The sequence below is a fragment of the Streptomyces himastatinicus ATCC 53653 genome, assembly GCF_000158915.1.
GTDB lineage: Bacteria > Actinomycetota > Actinomycetes > Streptomycetales > Streptomycetaceae > Streptomyces > Streptomyces himastatinicus.
Genome location: NZ_GG657754.1, coordinates 5,689,403 through 5,696,348 on the forward strand (window position 1 = coordinate 5,689,403; position 6,946 = coordinate 5,696,348).

At 70.2% G+C, this 6,946-nt stretch carries 6 protein-coding genes and 1 pseudogene; 4 read left to right on the plus strand and 3 right to left on the minus strand.

Going from position 1 to position 6,946, the window contains the following annotated elements; genetic code table 11:
• Positions 1–288, plus strand: a pseudogene (locus SSOG_RS24090) (hypothetical protein); the annotation flags it as partial.
• 12 nt (positions 289–300) lie between these two features.
• Here SSOG_RS24090 and gad read toward each other — a convergent pair.
• Positions 301–1,713, minus strand: coding sequence for a glutamate decarboxylase (gene gad, locus SSOG_RS24095; protein WP_039941623.1), 1,413 nt, complete (start codon positions 1,711–1,713; stop codon positions 301–303).
• 91 nt (positions 1,714–1,804) lie between these two features.
• A complete protein-coding gene (leuE, locus tag SSOG_RS24100) occupies positions 1,805–2,494 on the minus strand; it encodes a leucine efflux protein LeuE (protein ID WP_009716860.1) in 690 nt (229 codons plus the stop codon).
• A gap of 140 nt (positions 2,495–2,634) precedes the next feature.
• Between leuE and SSOG_RS24105 the strand changes: the two genes are divergently transcribed.
• The 3 genes from SSOG_RS24105 to SSOG_RS24115 all read left to right on the plus strand — a co-directional run bounded on the left by SSOG_RS24105 (position 2,635) and on the right by SSOG_RS24115 (position 6,198).
• Positions 2,635–3,393 carry a MerR family transcriptional regulator gene (locus SSOG_RS24105; RefSeq protein WP_009716861.1) on the plus strand — a complete coding sequence of 253 codons (759 nt, stop codon included), beginning with the start codon at positions 2,635–2,637 and terminating at the stop codon, positions 3,391–3,393.
• A 178-nt stretch (positions 3,394–3,571) separates the two neighbouring features.
• Entirely contained in the window at positions 3,572–4,267 is a 696-nt protein-coding gene (locus SSOG_RS24110; protein ID WP_009716862.1) for a DedA family protein, read from the plus strand.
• 218 nt (positions 4,268–4,485) lie between these two features.
• The gene (locus SSOG_RS24115) at positions 4,486–6,198 is read left to right on the plus strand and encodes a threonine/serine exporter family protein (protein ID WP_009716863.1); all 1,713 of its coding nucleotides are present in this window, start codon (positions 4,486–4,488) and stop codon (positions 6,196–6,198) included.
• 77 nt (positions 6,199–6,275) lie between these two features.
• Here the strand turns inward: SSOG_RS24115 and SSOG_RS24120 are convergent, their stop codons facing one another.
• Positions 6,276–6,767 carry an inorganic diphosphatase gene (locus SSOG_RS24120; RefSeq protein WP_009716864.1) on the minus strand — a complete coding sequence of 164 codons (492 nt, stop codon included), beginning with the start codon at positions 6,765–6,767 and terminating at the stop codon, positions 6,276–6,278.
• Positions 6,768–6,946: the final 179 nt, after the last annotated feature.

Sequence of the window (6,946 nt, forward strand, 5' to 3'; positions counted from 1 at the left end):
GCCGACCTCGCCCGGATCGCCGGGGATCCGGCCCGCGCGTGTGAGCTGTGGCTGGCGGTGGCCGATGCCCGGCTGGGCAATGGCGAGCCGACCGGACACCCCGAGGTGGAGGGCGCGGTGGACCGGGCCCACCACCAGTGGCAGTTCGTCCAGGAACCGGCCCGGGCGCATGCCCTCGCGCCGATGCTGATCGATCTGCGGGGCCGGGTGCCGGGCCGGAGGCCGGGCGCCCTGGAGGCCGTGCGGCGCAGGGTCGAGCTGCTCCGCGCCACCGCTCAGGCGGGTTGAGAAGAACCCCTCTCAGTGGTGGAAGGCCGTCGCGACTTCCACGGGCCGCTCCATCGGAGCCGACTGCTTCCGCAGTTCGGGCAGGAGCGTCCGCAGGTCGTCCAGGAAGAGGTCGGACAGGTCCGCCGAGAAGCCGTTGCGGCACACCACCCGCAGCACCGACAGGTCCTGGCGGTTCGCGGGGAAGGAGTACGCGGGCACCAGCCAGCCGTGTTCGCGCAGCCGCCGCGACACGTCGTACACGTCGAAGTTGGTGATCTCCTCCGCCGTCGTGAAGGCGAAGACCGGCAGCTCGTCGCCACGCGTGAGCATCCTGAAGTCGCCCAGCTCCGCGATCCGTGCCGAGAGCGAGCAGGCCACGTCGCGGGAGGTCTGCTGGACGGCGCGGAAGCCGTCCCGGCCCAGCCGCAGGAAGGTGTAGTACTGGGCGGCCACCTGGGCGCCGGGCCGGGAGAAGTTGAGCGCGAAGGTCGGCATCTCGCCGCCCAGGTAGTTGACCCGGAAGACCAGCTCCTCGGGCAGGCACTCCGGCGTACGCCACAGCGCCCAGCCCACCCCCGGGTAGACCAGGCCGTACTTGTGCCCCGAGGTGTTGATGGAGGAGACGCGGGGCAGCCGGAAGTCCCACATCAGGTCGGTGTCGAGGAACGGCGCCACCATCGCGCCCGAGGCGCCGTCCACATGGACCGGTACGTCGAGCCCGGTGCGCTCCTGGAGGTCGTCCAGGGCCGCGCACACCTCGGCGACCGGCTCGTACGACCCGTCGAAGGTCGAGCCGAGGATGGTGACGACCCCGATGGTGTTCTCGTCGCACAGTTCGGCGGCGGCCCCGGGGTCGAGGTGGAACCGGTCGCCCTCCATGGGCACTCGCCGCGGCTCCACCTCCCAGTAGGCGCAGAACTTCTCCCAGCACACCTGGGTGTTGATCCCCATGACCAGATTGGGCCGGGCGGTGGCCGGATAGCGGACGGGGTTCCGCTTGGCCCAGCGCCGCTTGAAGGCCAGTCCGGCGAGCATGCACGCCTCGCTCGACCCCGTCGTGGAGCAGCCCATCACCGTATGCGGGTCGGGGGCGTGCCACAGGTCGGCCAGGATGGTCACACAGCGCCGCTCCAGCTCCGCGGTGCGCGGGTACTCATCCTTGTCGATCATGTTCTTGTCCCGGCAGTCCGACATCAGCCGCCCCGCCTGTGCCTCCATCCAGGTGGTGACGAAGGTGGCGAGATTCTGACGGGCGTTGCCGTCGAGCATCAGCTCGTCGTGCACCAGCTGGTACGCGGCCGAGGGCGCCATGGGCCCGTCGGGGAGGCAGCGGCGCGGCGGGTTCGTCGTCATGCCGCTGACCGGATCGGCCACGCCGTAGATGGGGTTGACCGAGATGTCGGGCCGCTTTGCCGTGTCGCGCCTGCCGCCGTGAAGTGCCATGCCCATTAAATTACGGACATATGGCGCAAATGCCCGGATCCCGCGCCGTCCGGATCCCGTGCCGTCAGCCCGTGCCGTCAGCCCGTGGCCGTCAGCCCGCGCTGCTGAGCGACAGCTTCGCCGCGAAGCCCAGGAACGCCGCCCCCGCGCCCGCCGACAGCCCGGCCGTCAGCCGCTTGCGCCGCCGGAAGACGGCCGCGAGATACGTACCGCCGAAGATCAGCAGCGACAGATAGGTGATGCTGAACAGCTGCGCCCAGAGGCCCAGCGCCACGAAGGACAGCGCCGGATGGGCGTACTCCGGATCGACGAACTGCACGAAGAAGGAGATGAAGAACAGGATCGCCTTCGGGTTCAGCAGGCTCACGACCAGGGCCCGGCGATAGGGCCGCTCGACCGCCCCGGACGCCACGCCGTCCGCGCCGTCCTCGGAAGCCCCGGCCGTCGCCTCGGCGGCCCGCGCGCCGCTGCCCGGGCCCTGGCGCCACAGCTTCCGCGCCCCGCGCAGCATGCCCACCGCGAGCCAGGTCAGATAGCCCGCACCGGCGAACTTCACCACGGCGAAGAGCGCCGGGCTCGCCTGGAGCAGCGACGCCACGCCGCCCGCGGACAGCGTCATCAGCACCGCGTCCCCGCACAGCACCCCGCCCGCCGCCCGGTAGGCGGTGCGCGGACCGCGGCGGGCGGCGACCGACACCACATAGAGCGAGTTCGGGCCCGGCAGCAGGATGATCAGGGCGAGGCCCGCCAGATACGTCGAAAGATCGGTTATCCCCAGCACAATCGGCAGGATGCCAGGGAACGCGCATCGCGCCCGCATGATTTCGGCATCCGGACTTGCACCTCACGCGACGTGAGGCGCCACCGTGGAGCCCGTACGGGCCCCCCGTACAAAGACATGCAGGGAGAGCGGACCAGGTCATGAGCTATTCGGTGGGACAGGTCGCGGGCTTCGCCGGGGTCACGGTGCGCACGCTGCACCACTACGACGAGATCGGGCTGCTGCGCCCGAGCGCCCGCAGCACGGTCGGGCACCGGCGGTACGACGACGCCGACCTCGACCGGCTCCAGAGCATCCTGTTCTACCGGGAACTCGGCTTTCCGCTCGACGAGGTGGCGGTCCTCCTCGACGACCCGGACGCGGATCCGCAGGCCCACCTGCGGCGTCAGCACTCGCTGCTGAGCGACCGGATCGAGCAGCTCCAGAAGATGGCCGCCGCCGTCGAACACGCCATGGAGGCACGGAAGATGGGCATCAATCTCACCCCGGAGGAGAAGTTCGAGGTCTTCGGGGACTTCGACCCGGACCAGTACGCGGACGAGGTCGAGGAGCGCTGGGGCGACACCGAGGCGTACCGGGAGTCGCAGCGCAGGGCGGCCTCGTACACCAAGGAGGACTGGCAGCGGATCCAGGCCGAGGCCGACGCGCTCAACGACCGCTTCGTCGCGCTGATGGAGTCGGGCGCCGCGCCGGAGTCCGAGGCCGCGATGGATCTCGCCGAGGAGCACCGGCAGGGGATCAGCCGGAACCACTACGACTGTTCCCACCAGCTCCATGCCTGTATCGCCGAGAACTATGTGACGGATCACCGCTTCACCGAGAACATCGACAAGGCCAAGCCGGGGCTCGCCGCCTACCTCCACGCCGCGATCCGGGCCAACGCGGAGCGCCACGGCTGAGGGGCATCCCCCAGGGGGTGCGGGCGACCGGCGGGAACCACGGGCACCCACAGGGCGTTGATAGCTTTGGGCGGCACACTGCGAAGCGATGAACCCCGCAGCAGTCCGTACCCCGACCCTGCGGCCGGGCCTCGCACGAGCACGAGCCTGCACCCCTCGACCCAGGAGCCTGTGACCCGTGACCACCCTCGCGCTCGGCCCTCAGTGGCTGGACCCGGACTATCTGATCGAAACCTTCGGGCTGCTCGGCGTGCTGGCCATCGTCTTCGCGGAGTCCGGCCTGCTCATCGGCTTCTTCCTGCCGGGCGACTCGCTGCTGTTCACCACCGGTCTGCTGGTCACCACCGAGGTGATCAAGCAGGATCTGTGGCTGGTGTGCACGGCCGTCGCCGTCGCGGCGATCGTCGGTGACCAGGTCGGCTACCTCTTCGGCCGGAAGGTCGGCCCGGCACTCTTCAAGCGCCCGGACTCCAAGCTCTTCAAGCAGGAGAACGTGGAGAAGGCGCATGAGTTCTTCGAGAAGCACGGCCCGAAGTCCCTGATCCTGGCCCGCTTCGTGCCCATCGTGCGGACGTTCACGCCGATCATCGCGGGCGTGAGCCGGATGAACTACCGCTCCTTCATCATCTTCAACATCGTCGGCGGTGTGCTGTGGGGCACGGGCGTCACCCTGCTCGGCGCGTCGCTCGGCAAGGTCGACTTCGTCCACAAGCACATCGAGCTGATCCTGGTCGGCATCGTCCTGCTGTCCGTCATCCCGATCGTGATCGAGTTCCTGCGGGCCCGGAGCCAGTCCAAGAAGGCGGCCGCCGAGGCACCGGCCGGGCCGGGGGCCGACCAGCAGGGGCCGCGCGGCCGCCACGCCAAGCGCTGACCGGGCGGCGCCCCGAGCGCTGACCGGGGCCCGGCGTTCCCGTCCGGGGCCAATCTTCACCGTCACTTCACAGGGGTCACTCCACTACACACCCGTCGCACACGCTGCCCCCACTCCCACTCGGCGGCCACCTGCCCGCACAATGGGCTTCGGTGGCCGCCGATGTTGCATCGTGGCTGCTGGAAGAAGTGACGGGGAGGCGGTCGAGGAGCGAGGCAGTGGGGTCGGACCGACAGTACGGGCAGCGTGGCGCGGGCACGCAGGACACGGATACGGCGGAGAACCGCAAGCCGCAGTCCGATGAGGCGCACAGCGCCTTCACACCGCCCCAGGGCGTACCGAGGCCGCCCTCGCCCGATGGTGAGCACCCGACCTCGGAGTTCGCCATCCCCCAGGGGCTGGCCACCGAGCCGACCGCCCCCGAGACCGAGGGCTCGGCCTTCGTGGCACCCGCCGGGGTCATCACGACGGCCAACCAGACCACCGGCGGCTTCCCGGCCTTCACGCCGCCGAACGGCATACCCATGATCCGGCTGACCAAGGATTCGCCCTGGCAGGACCGGATGCGCACGATGCTGCGGATGCCGATCAGCGAGCGCCCGACCCCGGCCGAGCGCACCGACGCACAGGACGACACGGGCCCCGCCGTCCCCCGTGTGCTCGATCTCACTCTCCGCATCGCCGAGCTGCTCCTCGCGGGCGGCGAGGGCGCCGAGGACGTCGAGGCGGCGATGCTCGGCGTGGCGCACGCGTACGGGCTCGACCGCTGCGAGCCGACCGTGACGTTCACGCTGCTGTCGGTCAGCTACCAGCCCTCGCTGGTCGACGACCCGGTCACCGCCAGCCGTACGGTGCGCCGCCGGGGCACCGACTACAACCGGCTGGCCGCGGTCTTCCGGCTCGTCGACGACATCACCTCGCAGGACGACTTCACCCTGGAGGAGGCGTACCGCCGGCTGGCCGAGATCCGCCGTAACCGCCACCCGTACCCCGGCTGGGCGCTCACCGTGGCCGCCGGCGGGCTGGCGGGCGCGGCGAGCATGCTGGTCGGCGGTGCCTGGCCGGTGTTCTTCGCGGCGGCGATCGGCGCGATGCTCGGCGACCGGCTGGCGTGGCTGGCGTCCGGGCGCGGACTGCCGGAGTTCTACCAGTTCGTGGTCGCGGCGATGCCGCCCGCCGCGATGGGCATCGCGCTCAGCCTCATGGGCGCGGGACTCCAGTCGTCCGCGGTGATCACCGGTGGGCTGTTCGCGCTGATCCCCGGGCGGGCCCTGGTGGCGAGCGTCCAGGACGGGCTGACCGGGTATTACATCACCGCCGCCGCCCGGCTGCTGGAGGTCGGCTACCTGATCGTCGGCATCGTCTGCGGCGTGCTCACCGTGCTGTACGGCGGGCTCCAGCTGAACGCGAAGCTGAACCCGGAGGCGACGCTGGGCCATGGTGATGTGCAGCCGGTCGTCCAGATAGTGGCGGCGATGCTGCTCGCGCTGACGTTCTGCATCCTGCTCCAGCAGGAACGTCACACCGTGCTGTTCGCCACGCTCAACGGCGGGGTCGCCTGGGTGGTCTACGGCGCGCTCGCCGACACCGCCGGCGTGCCGCCGGTCGCCGCCACGACCGTGGCCGCCGGGCTGGTCGGCCTCTTCGGGCAGTTGCTCTCCCGCTACCGCTACGCGTCGGCGCTGCCGTACGTCACGGCGGCGATCGGGCCGCTGCTGCCCGGTAGCGCGACGTACTTCGGACTGCTCGCCCTCGCCCAGGGAAATCTGGACCGCGGCATCCCCCACCTCACCCAGGCGGCGGCACTGGCCCTGGCGATCGCCATCGGGGTGAACCTGGGTGGCGAGGCGGCCCGGCTGTTCCTCAAGATCCCGGGCAGCGGGGACGACCCCTCAGGACGTCGCGCGGCCAAGCGCACCCGCGGCTTCTGACCTGCGGCTTACCTGCTCTGAACTGTGTAAATGCCGAACGGGCCGACCTCATGGCCGGCCCGTTCGGATGGGGTGGCTCAGTGGCCGCCGGACGCCTCGAGGCGCTTGATGGACGCCTCGACCTCGGCCTCGGCCTCGGCGCGTCCCACCCAGTTGGCCCCCTCGACCGACTTGCCGGGCTCCAGGTCCTTGTAGACCTCGAAGAAGTGCTGGATCTCCAGGCGGTCGAACTCCGACACGTGGTGAATGTCACGCAGATGCTCGACCCGCGGGTCCGACGCGGGCACGCACAGCAGCTTGTCGTCGCCACCCGCCTCGTCGGTCATCCTGAACATGCCGATCGCACGGCACTTGATCAGGCAGCCGGGGAACGTCGGCTCGTCGAGAATGACCAGGGCATCCAGCGGGTCGCCATCCTCGCCGAGGGTGTTCTCGACAAAGCCGTAATCCGCCGGGTAGCTGGTCGAAGTGAAGAGTCGACGGTCGAGACGGATGCGCCCCGTCTCGTGGTCCACCTCGTACTTGTTCCGCGAACCCTTCGGGATCTCGATGGTGACGTCGAACTCCACGGGTGGCTCCTCCATGATCAACACATACGTCTGGTGATTAAGTGTCCCCCACGCAGGTGTGTGGTGGCGAAAGGGGCTGGTCCGTCGTGCCTGAAGCCAGATCACGGCAGTTCAGGGAGTTGCTCGCGCGCGGGCGGACCCTCGTGCGGGACCAGTGGCGCCGCGTCGCCTCCGTCGGG

Coding starts and splice junctions, on each gene's coding strand:
- gad (WP_039941623.1), bottom strand. CDS start 1,713: ATGGCACTTCACGGCGGCAGGCGCGACACGGCAAAGCGGCCCGACATC.
- SSOG_RS24105 (WP_009716861.1), top strand. CDS start 2,635: ATGAGCTATTCGGTGGGACAGGTCGCGGGCTTCGCCGGGGTCACGGTG.